This is a genomic window from Saonia flava (genome assembly GCF_011927795.1).
GTDB lineage: Bacteria > Bacteroidota > Bacteroidia > Flavobacteriales > Flavobacteriaceae > Saonia > Saonia flava.
Window position 1 is genome coordinate 768,322 of record NZ_JAATJJ010000001.1, and the last position, 15,141, is coordinate 783,462.

At 37.1% G+C, this 15,141-nt stretch carries 10 protein-coding genes; 4 read left to right on the top strand and 6 right to left on the bottom strand.

The annotated features are described in order from the left end of the window. Positions 1-10: 10 nt before the first annotated feature. From GGR42_RS03415 to GGR42_RS03430, 4 genes are all read right to left on the bottom strand, one after another. A complete protein-coding gene (locus tag GGR42_RS03415; protein ID WP_167960858.1) occupies positions 11-2,413 on the bottom strand; it encodes an ABC transporter permease in 2,403 nt (800 codons plus the stop codon). A gap of 211 nt (positions 2,414-2,624) precedes the next feature. After that, on the bottom strand, positions 2,625-3,320 hold the full coding sequence (locus GGR42_RS03420; protein ID WP_167960860.1) for an ABC transporter ATP-binding protein: 696 nt from the start codon (positions 3,318-3,320) through the stop codon (positions 2,625-2,627). A gap of 80 nt (positions 3,321-3,400) precedes the next feature. After that, positions 3,401-4,651, bottom strand: coding sequence for an efflux RND transporter periplasmic adaptor subunit (locus tag GGR42_RS03425; protein WP_167960862.1), 1,251 nt, complete (start codon positions 4,649-4,651; stop codon positions 3,401-3,403). 8 nt (positions 4,652-4,659) lie between these two features. Continuing rightward, positions 4,660-5,946, bottom strand: a complete 1,287-nt coding sequence (locus GGR42_RS03430) for a TolC family protein (protein WP_245201383.1) — start codon at positions 5,944-5,946, stop codon at positions 4,660-4,662. A 256-nt stretch (positions 5,947-6,202) separates the two neighbouring features. Between GGR42_RS03430 and GGR42_RS03435 the strand changes: the two genes are divergently transcribed. Both GGR42_RS03435 and GGR42_RS03440 read left to right on the top strand, forming a co-directional pair. Then, a complete protein-coding gene (locus GGR42_RS03435; protein WP_167960866.1) occupies positions 6,203-7,567 on the top strand; it encodes a sigma-54-dependent transcriptional regulator in 1,365 nt (454 codons plus the stop codon). Beyond that, positions 7,567-8,916 carry a sensor histidine kinase gene (locus tag GGR42_RS03440; protein ID WP_167960869.1) on the top strand — a complete coding sequence of 450 codons (1,350 nt, stop codon included), beginning with the start codon at positions 7,567-7,569 and terminating at the stop codon, positions 8,914-8,916. The genes GGR42_RS03435 and GGR42_RS03440 overlap by 1 nt, the downstream gene beginning before the upstream one ends. Here the strand turns inward: GGR42_RS03440 and GGR42_RS03445 are convergent. Next, positions 8,913-10,286, bottom strand: coding sequence for a Gfo/Idh/MocA family protein (locus GGR42_RS03445; protein WP_167960871.1), 1,374 nt, complete (start codon positions 10,284-10,286; stop codon positions 8,913-8,915). The genes GGR42_RS03440 and GGR42_RS03445 overlap by 4 nt on opposite strands. A gap of 167 nt (positions 10,287-10,453) precedes the next feature. Between GGR42_RS03445 and GGR42_RS03450 the strand changes: the two genes are divergently transcribed. Beyond that, the gene (locus GGR42_RS03450; RefSeq protein ID WP_167960873.1) at positions 10,454-12,376 is read left to right on the top strand and encodes a DUF294 nucleotidyltransferase-like domain-containing protein; all 1,923 of its coding nucleotides are present in this window, start codon (positions 10,454-10,456) and stop codon (positions 12,374-12,376) included. Continuing rightward, positions 12,373-13,026, top strand: a complete 654-nt coding sequence (locus tag GGR42_RS03455; RefSeq protein ID WP_167960875.1) for a 3'-5' exonuclease — start codon at positions 12,373-12,375, stop codon at positions 13,024-13,026. The genes GGR42_RS03450 and GGR42_RS03455 overlap by 4 nt, the downstream gene beginning before the upstream one ends. Positions 13,027-13,128: 102 nt before the next feature. On the opposite strand, the gene acs is transcribed toward GGR42_RS03455, so the two are convergent. After that, positions 13,129-15,036 carry an acetate--CoA ligase gene (gene acs, locus GGR42_RS03460; protein ID WP_167960877.1) on the bottom strand — a complete coding sequence of 636 codons (1,908 nt, stop codon included), beginning with the start codon at positions 15,034-15,036 and terminating at the stop codon, positions 13,129-13,131. Positions 15,037-15,141: the final 105 nt, after the last annotated feature.

A 15,141-nucleotide genomic window follows, 5' to 3' on the forward strand; every position in this document is an offset into this window, starting at 1 on the left:
TGATTGATGATTATTCCGTTCGTAAACTCTTAATGGGGTTTGCCTTGGCCGATTTAATAGCATGATAGCTTACAGTCAAAATAGCAATTGACAATGCCATTGTTCCTGAAAGTGCAAAAACCCACCAGCTAATATCAATTTTATAGGCATATATATTGAGCCATTCGTACATAGCGTACCATGCAAATGGAGTGGCGATAACAATAGAAATCAGTACCAGTCTAATAAAATCCTTGGAAAGAAGTGCTACTATACTGGAAACCTCGGCCCCCAAAACTTTTCGTATCCCAATTTCTTTGGTTCGAAGCATGGCGCTATAGGTAGCCAAGCCAAACAATCCCAAACAAGCGATTAAAATTGCCAAAAAGGAGAAAAGTGTAAACAGTTCCTTAAATCTAAAATCTGCTTTATATTGCTGGTTAAAACTATCATCTAAGAAACTATAGAGAAATGGTCGATGAGGAGCCAACTCGGTCCACTTATCCTTAATTTTGCCAATTGAAGCAGTAAGATTATCAGACTTTATTCTTAGTGATAAAAACTTACTGCTATTGGGCTCATAACGTAAGGTAAGAGGAGCAACTTTTTCATGAAGGGATAAATAGTTAAAGTCTTTCACCACGCCAATAATAGTTCCTTCTTTACCCCATTGCTCAAATTTTTTGCCCAGGATTGTTTCCGCGTCTGCATATCCAAATTCCTTAACTGCCGACTCATTAATCACCATGGATGAAATGGTATCCACTGGGAAATCCCTTGAATAAGGCCTGCCTGCTACCATCTCCAACTTATAATGGGGAATAAAATCTACATCAATTTCATAAAGAAAAGGGTCGTAATTTATCATTTCGCCTTCCATACTCTCAATATTTGTCCCGGCAGCAGGGAAATGCGCTCCTGGAACTGTTCTGGAAGCCGAAATAGAGGACACTTCTGGCAATGTTAAAAATTCATTTTTTATAGTTTCTAAGTTTTCCCTAACATCACTATCATAATTAAAATCTATGACCAACTGTTGTTCCCTATCAAAACCCAGGTTTTTATCCAGCATATAGCCCAATTGAAAGTATACTATTACCGTACTGGCTATTAGTGCAATTGAAAGACTAAATTGAAAAACCACCAAACCCTTTCTAAGGCTTATTCCTTGTTGAGAGGAGCTAACAAGACCTTTTAAAACGCTAACAGGCTTAAAGCTGGACAAAACAAAAGCCGGGTAACTTCCTGCCAATAGGCCTGTAATTAAAGCTGTTCCAAAATAAAGCAGCAGCATATAGGTGTTAAAAATATCCTTCATAACAAATTCTTTTCCAGTAATGGCACCCATCCAAGGAAGACATACAGAAACAATCATTAAGCCGATTACTGCAGCTACTAATACCATAATTAAGGACTCTCCCAAAAACTGGTAAATGAGCCCTTTTTTATCGGCCCCAATAGCTTTTCTAACCCCAACCTCTTTTGCACGTTCCATTGATCTGGCAGTAGCCAAATTCATAAAATTAATACTGGCAATTATTAAAATGAAAAGACCAATAATGGCAAAAATGTAAATATTGGACGAGCTGCCTGTAATTCCAGGTTGGCGAGAAGCTTTTGAGTTTAAATAAGCATCTTTTAAAGGTTCAAAGGAAAGGTTGTAGTAATATTTTTTATCTTCTTCGGATAAACGTTTATCAAGAAAACTGGGCATTTTAGACTGAAAATCCTTAACATCAAAATTGTTGTTCACCAAAAAATATGTGTAAAAATCCACGTAGCCCCACATCTCAAAAATGCTTGGTCTTGTTTGATAAAAAGAACTCATGGACATTAAAAAATCAAATGTAAAATGGGAATTGGAGGGTACATCCTTCATTACACCTGTTACTGTATAAATTCCATCATTGGCTCTTCCTCCTGCTCCATCCAAGGTTTTACCCATTGGGTCCTCGTTCCCAAAATATTTTTTTGCCATACTTTCCGTAAGGACAATGGAATAAGGTGCTTCCAATGCGGTATTAGGGTTTCCTGAAATCAATGGCCAACTAAAGACATCAAAAACAGTAGCATCAACATAAAAACAATTGCTTTCTTGAAAAGAGTTGTTGTTATATTCCAATAGCACATCGGATCTTCCTGAAAATTGTACCATTTCCGCCACCTCGGAAAAGTCGGCCTTAAGCGCAGGGCCAACAGGGGCATTACCCCAAATCCATTTATCTTCTACTTCTTCAGATCCAGAATGATGAACAATTCTATAGATATTATCTCCTTTTTTATGATAGGTATCATAAGAGAGTTCATTATTAATGAACAAGGCTATCATTAGAAAACATGCCATACCAATGGCCAAGCCGCCAATATTTATAACTGAATATCCTTTGTTCTTAAGTAAACCTCTCCAAGCTATTTTAAAATAGTTCTTGATCATGGTTGGTAAATTAAAACTAATGGGTGTGATTTCTGCTTTCTGACCATTTTACCCTCTTACTATCTTTAAAATTAGAAAAGTAAGTATGCCTTCTTGATTCCGTTGGTGTGTGATTGATAAATGTTTTCATGATGTTCGTTTTTTGATTGTTACTATTATTGATGATTGATTGATGAATAAACTTCCTTAAGCCATGAGCTTGTTTTTGTATTTATATCATAGCTCCTATCTCCCTATTTTTACTTTCTGTAACTATTTGACCATCAAACAGATTTACAACACGGTGTGCGTAATGGGAATCTCTGTCTGAGTGGGTTACCATAACAATGGTAGTTCCTTCTTGGTTTAGTTCTGTCAACAGGTTCATAACTTCAATTCCGTTTTTGGAGTCCAAGTTTCCTGTTGGCTCATCCGCCAATATTAATTTAGGATTTGTAACCACTGCTCTGGAAATGGCCACACGTTGCTGTTGCCCACCCGATAATTGCTGTGGAAAATGTTTTTCCCTGTGTGCAATTTTCATACGTTCCAGCACTTTCATCACTTTTTCCCTACGTTCGCTTTTGTTCATTTTTAAATAAATCAAAGGCAGTTCAACATTTTCATAGACGGTAAGCTCGTCGATTAAGTTAAAGCTTTGGAATACAAATCCTAAATTTCCCTTTCTAAGTTGCGTACGTTGGCTTTCTTTGAGTCCGGCAACTTCGTGGCCCGCAAAGTTGTAACTACCCTCTGTAGGGTTGTCCAACATGCCAATAATGTTCAATAAAGTAGATTTACCGCAACCTGAAGGGCCCATAATGGCAACAAATTCACCTTCCTCCACTTTTAGGTTTACGTTGTTCAATGCCAAGGTCTCTACTTCCTCGGTTCTAAAACTCTTTTTTAAATTCTGTATTTGTATCATTTTTTAATTGATTAGTATGTTTATTAAAGACATCTAGACTACGCTCGATGTTACACTTTTTATTTATTGGGCCAACTACCCTATTTTAATACTATTTTTTCTGCCTCACCAAAATTGTCATAGTTACTGGTAATCACCTGTTCTCCAGCTTGCAATCCTTCCAATAATTCATAATATCTAGAATTTTGCTTTCCTATTCTAATGTTTCTCTTTAAGGCTTCACCACCAGAAGGGTTCACAACAAAGATCCACTGTCCTCCCGTACTTTGGAAAAAACTCCCTTTGGGCAACAAGAGTGCATTACTGGACTCTCCCAATTGCAACTTAATATTGTAACTCTGCCCTGTACGGATTGTTTCTGGTCTGTCTGCAGTAAATACCAAGTCAACTCTAAACCGCCCATTACGTACTTCTGGGTATACCTTTCTAACTCGCAAAGGATATTCTGTTCCATTACGCTCAAAAGAGGCAACTAAATCCCTTTTTACACGATCTATATAGTGCTCATCTATATCTGCTTCAATTTTATAATCTGTAAGTACATTAATTTGTCCTATCCGATCTCCTTGACTAATATTCTGTCCTATTTCCGCATCAAGAAACCCTAGTTGCCCATCCGCAGGAGCCCTAACATTTAAATGGTCCAATCTCTGATAAACCATTCCCAAGGTTTTTTGCATTCTGGAAAGATCGGCATCCAATCCTGTTAAGGAAGTCTTACGCAATTCATCATCATTTTCAGTTTGCATTTTTACAATATCATATTGCTTTTGGGAAAGCTCATAATTTTCTTTGGACAATTGATATTCTTCCTTGGAAATAAGTTCATCATCAAATAATGCTTGGTTCTGTTCAAAATTTCGCTTTAATCGTTGTAAATCTGTACTAGCAGTTGCTAAAGACCTGCGGCCTTCTACCTGGCGGGAGTCAAATGTCAATTTGGTAGATCTTAAATCATTTTGTTTTAAGGCCAAATTACTTTCGCTTGCCAAAATTTGCTCATAAAGATTGGTGTTTTCCAACTTAAGGATGATATCCCCTTTTTTGACCATGGTACCTTCTTCAATTAGCTTTTCAGTCACCCGCCCTCCTTCATAGGCATCCATATATATTGTTGTAATTGGTGCTACAAAGCCATTTATTGTAATATAATCATCAAACTTACCTTGTGTGACCTCAGCTATGGAAAGCTTGTCCTTTTCCGTTCTAAAGGTGGACAAAGAGGTGCTAAAAAGCATTTTATATCCTACAAATAATAGAAGTAGTCCTAAGGCAATATATCCATAATGCTTTGGGCGCAGTCCTTTTTTCTTTTCGAGTTGTATATCCATTATAAAATTTAATTAATATTAAAAATAGGTAGTCCACCATAAAAATCCAGTGTCTTTTCATTGACCCTAAGGCGCAACCGCACCTGCAAATTTTCATTTTGTGCCGTTCCAAATAAATTTTTTGCTTGGAACAGTTCCAATGCATTGATCAATCCCTTGTCATATCTTTTTTGGGCTATGGTAAAGGCCAACTCTTGGGATTCCATTCTTTTTGCACTCTGCTTTACCTCATTCTTAAGTGCATTGTTTTCTTGTACCAATTGTTGTATCAATTGAAAGAGTTCCTGTTCCTGTATTTTAACCGCATTATTGGCCCTTTGCATGTTTATTTTCTGCTGCTTAACCCTAGAGCGTCCAGACCAACCATTACTGATGGGAACATTCAAAGAAACTCCTATATATCGAGATGTATTATCTTTAATCTGGTTGTTAAAAGGGATTAATATCCCCAGAGAATCCACATTGGTCTCAAAGTACCCCGTTCCAAATCCAGAAAATATAGATAATGAGGGTGACAGCAACCCCCTAGCCGCCGCCAATTGTTTTTTTGCTGCCTTTGCCCTCAGTTCTTGTCCTTTTAAAAGTGGAATAAATTCCTTGGCAGAATTATAGACTGAATCTATATCCAGGTTTCTATCCATGGTTACAATCATATCCATTTCTTCCGTTAATTCAATGTCCTCAACATTTTCCAAATTCATTTCCTGTAATAAGGTAAGTTTACTAGCGGCAAGAAGGTTCTTATTCTGTGTAACCAATAATTGATCACCCAACAAAGCTGCTTCCGCCTCATACAGATCAGCACCCGCTTTTAAACCTAATTCAATTTGCTTTTTAACCAGATTATAATTGGTCTGGGATATTCCGGCCTGTTCTATTGAATTAATAACTAATCCCTCGTAAAATTTAATATCGTAATAGGCCGTCATGACCCTAAAGGCCAAAAGATACTTTTGTTGCTGCACATCTTCCATAGCTGCTTTGTACAAAAACTTGGATGCCTTAATTGAATTTAGTTTTTGAAAACCTTGAAAAAGGTCCATGGAAGCATTTACTGCATAATTGTTTGAAAAGAAATCGGTATTGACATATCCTCCCGTATTTGGATCTTCAGACCTACCATAGTTAATGTTATAATCAACAGACCCATTAACCGATGGCAAAAGATTCCTTACTGATTGTCTATAGGTTTCCTTACCAGAATTCATAGTATACTTAAAATCGTTGAGCTGTAGATTATGTTCCAGAGCATAGGAAACACATTCATCCAAAGTCCAAGCTTCTTGCGCAGACATTCGAATTGAAATCAGCAAGAAGAGAAATAGAATTATATATTTTTTAAACGTCATATCTTTTTATGTGTGCCAAACTGTATTCTATAGTCGTGCCATAAAATTAAATATCTGATAATCAATTATTTAAATGTATTTTCATTTTACATAGACCCTATCCGTGTAAAAAATTTATACAAATAGTGTAAAAATTTTATACACTCCTATGCTGTAAATCATTTCAAATTGTAGCTTTACATAACTCACAATACAATTTTTAATGATTGATGGTAAAATTTTATTGGTAGATGACAACAAAAGTATTTTAAGCGCTTTGGAAATTCTATTGCAGTTTGAGTACAAATCTGTCCATACCATTTCCAATCCAAATCAAATTACATCCTATCCCAATCTAGAGAGTTTTGATATTGTCTTGCTGGATATGAATTTTTCTGCTGGTGTAAATACCGGTAATGAAGGACTCTTTTGGTTAAAGGAAATAAAGAAAAAAACACCTCATACCTCTATTATTATGATGACGGCATATGGAGCTGTCGATTTAGCCGTGAAGGCACTAAAAGAAGGTGCTGCCGATTTTATTCTAAAACCTTGGAACAATGAGAAGCTTTTGGCAACGGTAAAATCTGCCTATCAATTACGAAAGTCAAAGAAAGAGGTGTTTCAACTTAAACAAAAAGAGAATAATCTAAAGCAAGTCATTAATCAGAACAAAAACTTGATTATTGGGAATTCAAAGCCATTAAATTCAGTCTTAAGTCTGGTCCATAAGGTAGCCAAAACGGATGTAAATGTATTGATTACTGGTGAAAATGGCACGGGAAAAGAGCTAATTGCCAGAGAATTACATCAAAAATCTCCCCGACAACAAGAGGTGTTTATCAATGTGGATATGGGCTCCATCTCCGAAAATTTATTTGAAAGCGAATTGTTTGGGCATACCAAAGGTTCTTTTACCGATGCTAAGGAAGATAGGGCCGGTAAATTTGAAGCGGCAAATGGAGGCACCTTGTTTTTGGATGAAATTGGAAATCTTTCTCTGCAAACCCAGGCAAAATTGCTTTCTGCAATTCAAAATAAAACAATCGTGAGAGTAGGCTCCAACAAACCCATTCCTGTAGATATTAGACTTGTTTGTGCTACCAATTGCAATTTGGAGCAAATGGTTCTAGAAGGTATTTTCCGTGAAGATTTATTGTATCGTATAAACACCATACATATAGAAGTTCCTGCCTTGCGCGAACGGGAAAATGATATTCTTTTATTGGCTGATTTCTACCTTAAGAAATTCGCTTCCAAGTATGGAAAACAAGGGCTTAGAATTAACAATGCTGCCGAAGAAAAATTAATGGCGTACCAATGGCCAGGCAATGTAAGGGAGTTGCAGCATACTATGGAAAGAACTGTTATTTTGAGTGAAGGAAATATATTAAAAGCTTCGGATTTTCTATTGAATCCTAAAACAGCAATTGCTATTGATAGCGGTCCAAATACTTTGGATGAAATGGAGCAATTAATGATTACAAAAGCTCTGGAAAAGCACAACGGGAATTATAGTGCAGCAGCCAATCAATTAGGTGTTTCCAGACAAACATTGTACAACAAAATAAAAAAATCAGGGAACTAATGGTAAGCAGGCATATTTATTTTCAACTGGTGCTTCGAATTGTTTTTATTACTGCCTCTGCCATGGGTATGGCCTATTTTATATTTAACGCCCAATACATTCTATTTTCCATCTTTTTGATCGCTTTGGTCACCCAAACCTATTATTTGATTTCATATGTAAACCAGACCAACAGAAAGATTGCCTATTTTTTTGATGCCATTAAAAATGAGGATTTCACGCTCCGATTCCCTGAAAAATTAAGTGTTAAGTCCTTAGAGGAATTAAACCACAGTCTAAACTTGCTTAACGAACAAATACAGAACATCCATTTAAAAAAGCAGGCGCAGGAACAATATTATCAAGAAATATTGAAGCAGGCCAATATTGGTATTTTAACTTTTAATCAAAAAGGGCATATTCTATTTGCCAATCCCACAGTGGAAAAGTTGTTGAACCATAAGCCCTTAAACCACATTAAACAATTACAGCAAGTGGATCATAAGCTATACGCCATATTTTCTGAGCTGAAACCTTTTGATCGAAAACTTTTTCAATTGACCAATGAACGTGAAAGAACTCAATTGGCCATAAAATGTACCTCAATAGCCATTGACGACCAATCCCTATTACTTGTGGTCATACAGGATATCCATCAAGAATTGGACGAAAAAGAAACTGATTCTTGGGTAAAATTGATTCGGGTACTTACCCATGAGATTATGAATACCATCACTCCCATTACGTCCATTTCTGATTCTATTTTGAAGTATTTTAGAGGGAAAAACGGAATGGTATCAGTTGATAATTTTACCGAAGACCAATTAAACAATACCGCAAAAGGCCTGGAAGTTATTAAAGAACAAGGAACAGATTTAATGAGTTTTGTGCAATCGTATAGGACACTCCTAAGTGTTCCCGAACCAGATAAAGAATTGGTCTCTGCCCAAAAGCTGTTGGAAAAGGTGAAAATCTTAATTCCTAAAACCGAAGAAAATCAACATATTACAATAGAAACCATTATAGAACCCAAAGACTTGGAGTTTTTTATTGATGAAAAACAAATCACCCAAGTATTGATGAATTTAAGTAAGAATGCCCTACAATCGGTAAGCCTACAAGAAAATGGACAAATCAAAATAAAGGCGGGTATTAATAATGAGGAAAGTAAATATATAGCCGTTTGGGACAATGGCCCTGGAATATCCCCAGAAGTCATCAATGAGGTTTTTGTTCCTTTCTTTACCACAAAGGATACTGGGACCGGAATTGGTCTCAGCCTCTCCAAACAGATTTTACATCTGCATGGTGGTAGTTTAAAAGTTAATTCTATCCCTAATAGGGAAACGGTTTTTTTACTAACCTTTTAAGAACTGAAAGGATGCACCCATGGTCCTCTATATTCTCTTTTTAACAAGGCTGTTGCCTCCTCGTCATCCACAACTATTTTTTTACTTGGGTCGTATACCAAGGGTCTCCCGGTCTTCATGGCGAGGTTGGCCAAAATACAACTGGCTGTGGAAATATGTCCTTCTTCTATATCAGCCACAGGTAGTGTCCCTTTTTCAATAGCAGCTATAAAATCCAACATATGAAGCCTGGTAGCTGGAGCAGCATTGAGCTCTATCCTTTCTTCTGTTAAATCTTCAGGGTACTTTTCTCTTTCATAAACAACATCTTTATGTATGGCACCTTCCTTATCATTTCCAACTGGGATAAAATCGTACTGCATGGTGCTTGCTTTTAAAGTTCCTTTGTCTCCATACATAATAAATGACCAAGGGTAATCTGGATCTGCAGGGGTACCCCATGTTCTATGTTGCCAAACACAATTTAAATCATCGAACTCAAAAATAGCATGTTGGGTATCAGATATATTGGATTTAGCATCATTCTGAACATAGATTCCTCCTGTAGAAGTAATACGCTTGGGCCATCCCAATTTAAGCATCCACCTTACCGTATCCAACATATGCACGCACATATCCCCCATAACACCATTTCCATATTCCATAAAGGCTCTCCACCATCTTATGTGTGGTATTCCATCATAAGGTCGCATAGGGGCAGGACCTGTCCACATTTCATAATCAAAATGGTCGGGAACTTCTTGCAAGGGAGGGTTTCCATTATTTCTCATAGGGAAGTAACAGCACATTTCTACATGGGAAATAGTTCCTAAAAGCCCCGCATCCACAATGTTCTTTTTAGCATCGATCAAGTGCGGGGTACTTTTTCGTTGTGTACCAACTTGAACCACGCGATTATATTTACGGGCAGCAGCCACCATGGCCTCACCTTCCAAAACATCCACGCTTATTGGTTTTTGTACATACACATGGGCACCCGCCTTTAAAGCGTCGATCGTTTGTAGTGCATGCCAATGATCGGGAGTTCCTATTAAAACAATATCCAATTCGTTTTCGGAAAGCATTTTTCTATAATCAGTATATTTTTTTGGTTTTTTACCCGATTTTTGTCTTTGGCTTACAAGTGTTACGGCTTCATCCAGAAAATGCTTATCCACTTCCGCAATTGAAACCACTTCTACATTGGCAACTTGTATCAATCTAAAAAGATCACTTTTACCATACCATCCTGCTCCTATTAATGCTACGCGATAGGTTTTCTCACTGTACATTAATTCCAGTCCATAAGCTCCAAATGAGGATAGGGCCAATGAGGCCGTTGTCCCTTTAATAAAATTTCGTCGGTTGATGTTGAATACTTTGTTTTCCATAGGTAAAAGATATGAAATTTTGATAAAAAATAGGGCAATATTTTTTCAATATTACATTGACAATATGAAGTTTTTCCTTTCCTACAATCAGAAATAAAAATTATAGAATAACAACAGTAGCCTTTTTCTGTCCAAAGAAGTAACTTTATCATTCATAAACCTAAATAATGAAAAACACTATCTCTGAAAGGGTAGCGGATTTTATCAAAAAATTTCCTCCTTTTAATGAATTGAGTCAACAAGATGTAGCGTCCCTATCTGAAGAGATAAGCATTCTTTACAAAGAAAAAGGAGGTGTTGTTTTTGATGAAGGAGAAGCCCCACATAGCAATTTCTATATTGTTCACAAAGGCGCCGTATCCCTCAAAAAAAAGGAATCAACGGACATTATTGATATTTGTGATGAAGGGGATATATTTGGTCTTCGTCCCCTAATTGCCAATGAAAACTATATCCTTGAAGCCAGTGCTCTTGAAGAAAGTATAATCTATTCCATTCCTATAGATATATTTAAACCCGTCGCAAAAAAGAACAAAGAAGTAGGCAACTTTTTAATTGAGAGTTTTGCCTCTAACACAAGAAACCCATATTCCAGAAGTCATAGAGGCCATCTTTATGGCGATACTGATATGTTGGAACCCATAAACCCCAATGCCAAATTATTGGATCTACAACCTATTAGATTCTCAAAAAAAGTTATTTCATGCGCAGAAAGTACCCCTATAAAAAAGGTGGCTGAAAAGATGACCAAGAACAATATTGGGGCAATGCTGGTAGTAAAACAAAAACTGCCTGTAGGCATGATTACCGATAAGGATTTGCGCAATAAGGTAGTAACAGGAGAATACCCAATTACCACCCCTGCTAATAAAATAATGTCTTCCCCTATAATTACCTATCCCAGTAAACTTACGATTACCCAAGCACAAATGGCCATGATGAAAAACAACATAAGTCATTTATGTCTTACCATCGATGGAACTCCAGACACCGAAGCAATCGGAATATTATCTAAACACGATGTCATGGTTTCTTTGGGAAACAACCCAGCGGTACTAATAAAAGAAATAAAAAGAGCTAAAAAATTTAAACAAATAAAGCCCCTTCGTAAAAGCATAATGAATTTGCTAAGTGGTTATTTAGAAGTAAACATTCCTATGCGGCTCACTTCCAAAATTATTTCTGAACTTAATGACGCCTGTACAAAACAAATTATAAAAATCGCACTTTCTAAAATGTCCACACCACCGCCTGTTGCTTTTAGCTGGTTGGCAATGGGCAGTCAAGGAAGAAGTGAACAATTACTGCACACGGATCAGGACAACGCCATAATTTTTGAAGATGTCCCTGAAGATAAATTGCCAGAGACCACATCCTATTTTCTAGAATTAGCCAAACTGGTCAATAGGGGGTTGAATGTTATTGGTTATGAATACTGTCCAGCAGAAATGATGGCCTCTAACCCTCATTGGTGCTTAAGTTTTTCTGAGTGGAAGAATGTAACTTCCCATTGGATCATTAACCCTGGACCAGATGAAGTACTCTTGTCTTCTATATTCTTTGACTATAACCTTGCTTATGGAAACAAACAGTTAGTGGATGATTTGTCCCAACATATTTTTGATAACGTAAAGAAGTACCCTATTTTTTTAATTCATCTTGCTGCAGGGGCCCTACAAAATCCATCACCCACTGGTTTTTTTAGGCAATTTTTAGTGGAACAAGATGGGGAGCACAGAGATTTTTTTGATATTAAAATGCGTGCTTTAATGCCTCTAACAGATGCAGCCAGAGTTCTCATTTTATCGCATTCCATTAAATCCATAAACAGTACGGAAGAGCGTTTTGAAAAATTGGCGGAACTGGAACCCAATAATGCAGAACTTTATATGTCCTGTTCCTATGCTACTAAAGCATTGCTTAAATATAGAACTAAGCAAGGGCTGTTGCACAATGACTCAGGTAGGTATATTTCATTGGATACTTTAAGCAAAGAAGAAAAGATTAAATTAAAAAGGACATTTAAAACTATTAAAGAAATTCAGGAACTTGTTTCGTTACGCTTTAAGGTTGCAAACATTTTAGGATGATATCACTTTTTAAAAAGAAGGAAAACAATTTGCCCCAATTCTGGAAAGCCTATGAAGGCACCTTTAGTGAGCCTATTCCCGAAAAAGTGGAGAATGTTAGGTTTGTTGTTTTGGATACAGAAACCACAGGTTTTAATTATAGCACCGACCGTATGCTCTGTATTGGAGCCCTTATTTTGCTCAATAGGACCATATCCATTAAAGAAGTTTTTGAAACCTATTTACAGCAAAAATATTATGACAAGGATACCGCCAAAATTCATGGCATTCTTAAAAAAGGAAAAATAAAACGTGTGTCAGAATTTGAAGCATTGCAACAGTTCTTGGCCTATATTGGGAATTCGGTCATTGTGGCGCACCATGCCAATTTTGATATTACCATGATAAACAAGGCTTTAAAAAGACAAGGGCTTCCCAAGTTGAAGAATAAAGTATTGGACACTTCGACCCTATACAAAAGATCTTTGCTAGCCACACCTCTTTTGCACAAAAAAGAGCATTACACATTAGATGAATTGGCAGAGAAATTCAGTATATCCAAAAAGGACAGACACACAGCAGTTGGTGATGCCTATATAACCGCCATTGCTTTTCTTAAAATACTGGATCGCTTAAAGCCAAAAAAAACAAAAAGTCTTTTTTATAGTTAAAATCATTTTGATCAGAATGCTATAAGTATGAGAAATCCAAGAATAAGAGTTTAGATTTCTCGGTCTTTTCCTCCTTTGAAATGGCATATGGGCAATACTTATCTACAACACATTATCCATTATTTCTTTCACAACCTCTGGGTTTAATAGTGTTGATGTGTCTCCCAAATTATCAGTTTCATTGCAGGCTATTTTTCTTAGAATTCTCCTCATAATCTTGCCGCTGCGGGTTTTTGGAAGTCCAGGTACAAACTGAATTTTATTCAATTTGGCAATAGGGCCTATGTGTTCCGTAATCATTTGGTTAATTTCCTTGCGTAGATTATCCCGATCACGTGATTCTCCTGTTTCCTTTAAAATAACATAGCCATAGAGTGCATTTCCTTTGATATCATGCGGAAATCCAACAATTGCAGATTCTGCCACCGCTGGATGCTCATTAATGGCATCTTCAATAGGTGCTGTTCCCAGATTATGACCAGAAACTATAATAACATCATCTACCCTACCCGTAATTCTATAGTAGCCTACCTCATCTCGCAAGGCACCATCGCCTGTAAAATATTTTCCAGGAAAGGCTGAAAAATAGGTCTCTTTATATCGTTCATGGTTCCCCCAAATACTTCGGGCAATAGAGGGCCAAGGAAATTTAATGCACAACCGGCCATCTACTTGGTTTCCTTTAATTTCTTTTCCATTTTCATCCATCAATGCAGGCTGAATCCCCGGCATGGGTAAAGTGGCATAGGTCGGTTTTGTGGGTGTGGCAAATGGTATGGGAGAAATTAATACCCCCCCTGTTTCTGTTTGCCACCAAGTATCTACAATGGGACATTTTTTCTTGCCTACATGGTCATTGTACCAATGCCATGCTTCTTCATTAATAGGTTCTCCAACAGTTCCCAGCACTTTTAAAGAAGAAAGATCGTGCTCTGTAACATAATCCAAATTCTCCTTTGCCAAGGCCCTAATGGCCGTGGGTGCCGTATAAAATTGTGTTACTTTATGCTTTTCCACAATATCCCAGAAACGACCATAATCAGGGAAAGAAGGTACCCCCTCGAACATCACTGTTGTAGCTCCGTTTGCCAAAGGTCCGTACACAATATAGGAATGGCCTGTTATCCAACCAATATCTGCAGTACACCAGTACACATCATCTTCCTTGTATTGGAACACATTTTTAAACGTATACGCTGTGTAGACCATATAGCCCGCGGTAGTATGCAGCATGCCCTTGGGTCTACCGGTGGAACCCGATGTGTACAAAATAAACAAAGGGTCTTCTGCATCCATGATTTCCGGAACACAATCTGCATAAGCATCATCCAGTAAAGGTTGTAACCATTTGTCCCTACCTGCTTTCATATTAATTTTGGAATTGATGCGCTTGGCAACCAACACCGTTTGCACACCTGGACATTGTTCCAAAGCTTCATCTACTATTCCTTTAAGGTCAATCGTTTTAGCACCTCTATATGAACCATCTGAAGTAATCACCATTTTTGCCTTACAATCGTTTACCCTTGTTGCCAAGGCAGTTGCAGAAAACCCGGCAAAAATAACGGAGTGAATTGCCCCAATTCTAGCACAAGCCAAAACCGAAATTGCCAGTTCTGGAATCATGGGCAGGTAAATACAAACCCTATCCCCTTTTTTAATTCCATTTTCTTTGAGCACATTGGCAAATTTGGAAACCCGTTCATGTAACTGACGGTAAGTAATATGCTCTGCCTCCTCTTTTGGGTCATTGGGTTCAAACAAAATAGCCGTTTTGTCCCCACGGGTATATAAATGTCGGTCTATACAATTTTCTGTAATATTGAGTTGGGCACCCTCAAACCACTTGATTTCTGGCTTAGAAAAATCCCAATCAAGGACATTATCCCATCTTTTGCGCCACATAAAATGCTCTTCTGCAATCTCTTCCCAAAAACTCTCTGGATTACGGACCGACTTTCTATATACTTGATAATATTCTTCTAAATGTTTAATGTGGTAATTACTCATTTTTACTTTAGGCTATTGGTTTTATTATTTTAGGAAGTGTAATTTGTAAAAAAATACACAAGAAATAAAGTTACAAAAAGAAGAAGTAATATTTGTGTGCATTCT

Excerpts from the sequence above, each read along its gene's own strand:
- GGR42_RS03415 (WP_167960858.1), bottom strand. The coding sequence starts at position 2,413 with ATGATCAAGAACTATTTTAAAATAGCTTGGAGAGGTTTACTTAAGAAC.
- GGR42_RS03420 (WP_167960860.1), bottom strand. The coding sequence starts at position 3,320 with ATGATACAAATACAGAATTTAAAAAAGAGTTTTAGAACCGAGGAAGTA.
- GGR42_RS03425 (WP_167960862.1), bottom strand. The coding sequence starts at position 4,651 with ATGGATATACAACTCGAAAAGAAAAAAGGACTGCGCCCAAAGCATTAT.
- GGR42_RS03430 (WP_245201383.1), bottom strand. The coding sequence starts at position 5,946 with ATGTCTGCGCAAGAAGCTTGGACTTTGGATGAATGTGTTTCCTATGCT.
- GGR42_RS03435 (WP_167960866.1), top strand. The coding sequence starts at position 6,203 with ATGATTGATGGTAAAATTTTATTGGTAGATGACAACAAAAGTATTTTA.
- GGR42_RS03440 (WP_167960869.1), top strand. The coding sequence starts at position 7,567 with ATGGTAAGCAGGCATATTTATTTTCAACTGGTGCTTCGAATTGTTTTT.
- GGR42_RS03445 (WP_167960871.1), bottom strand. The coding sequence starts at position 10,286 with ATGGAAAACAAAGTATTCAACATCAACCGACGAAATTTTATTAAAGGG.
- GGR42_RS03450 (WP_167960873.1), top strand. The coding sequence starts at position 10,454 with ATGAAAAACACTATCTCTGAAAGGGTAGCGGATTTTATCAAAAAATTT.
- GGR42_RS03455 (WP_167960875.1), top strand. The coding sequence starts at position 12,373 with ATGATATCACTTTTTAAAAAGAAGGAAAACAATTTGCCCCAATTCTGG.
- acs (WP_167960877.1), bottom strand. The coding sequence starts at position 15,036 with ATGAGTAATTACCACATTAAACATTTAGAAGAATATTATCAAGTATAT.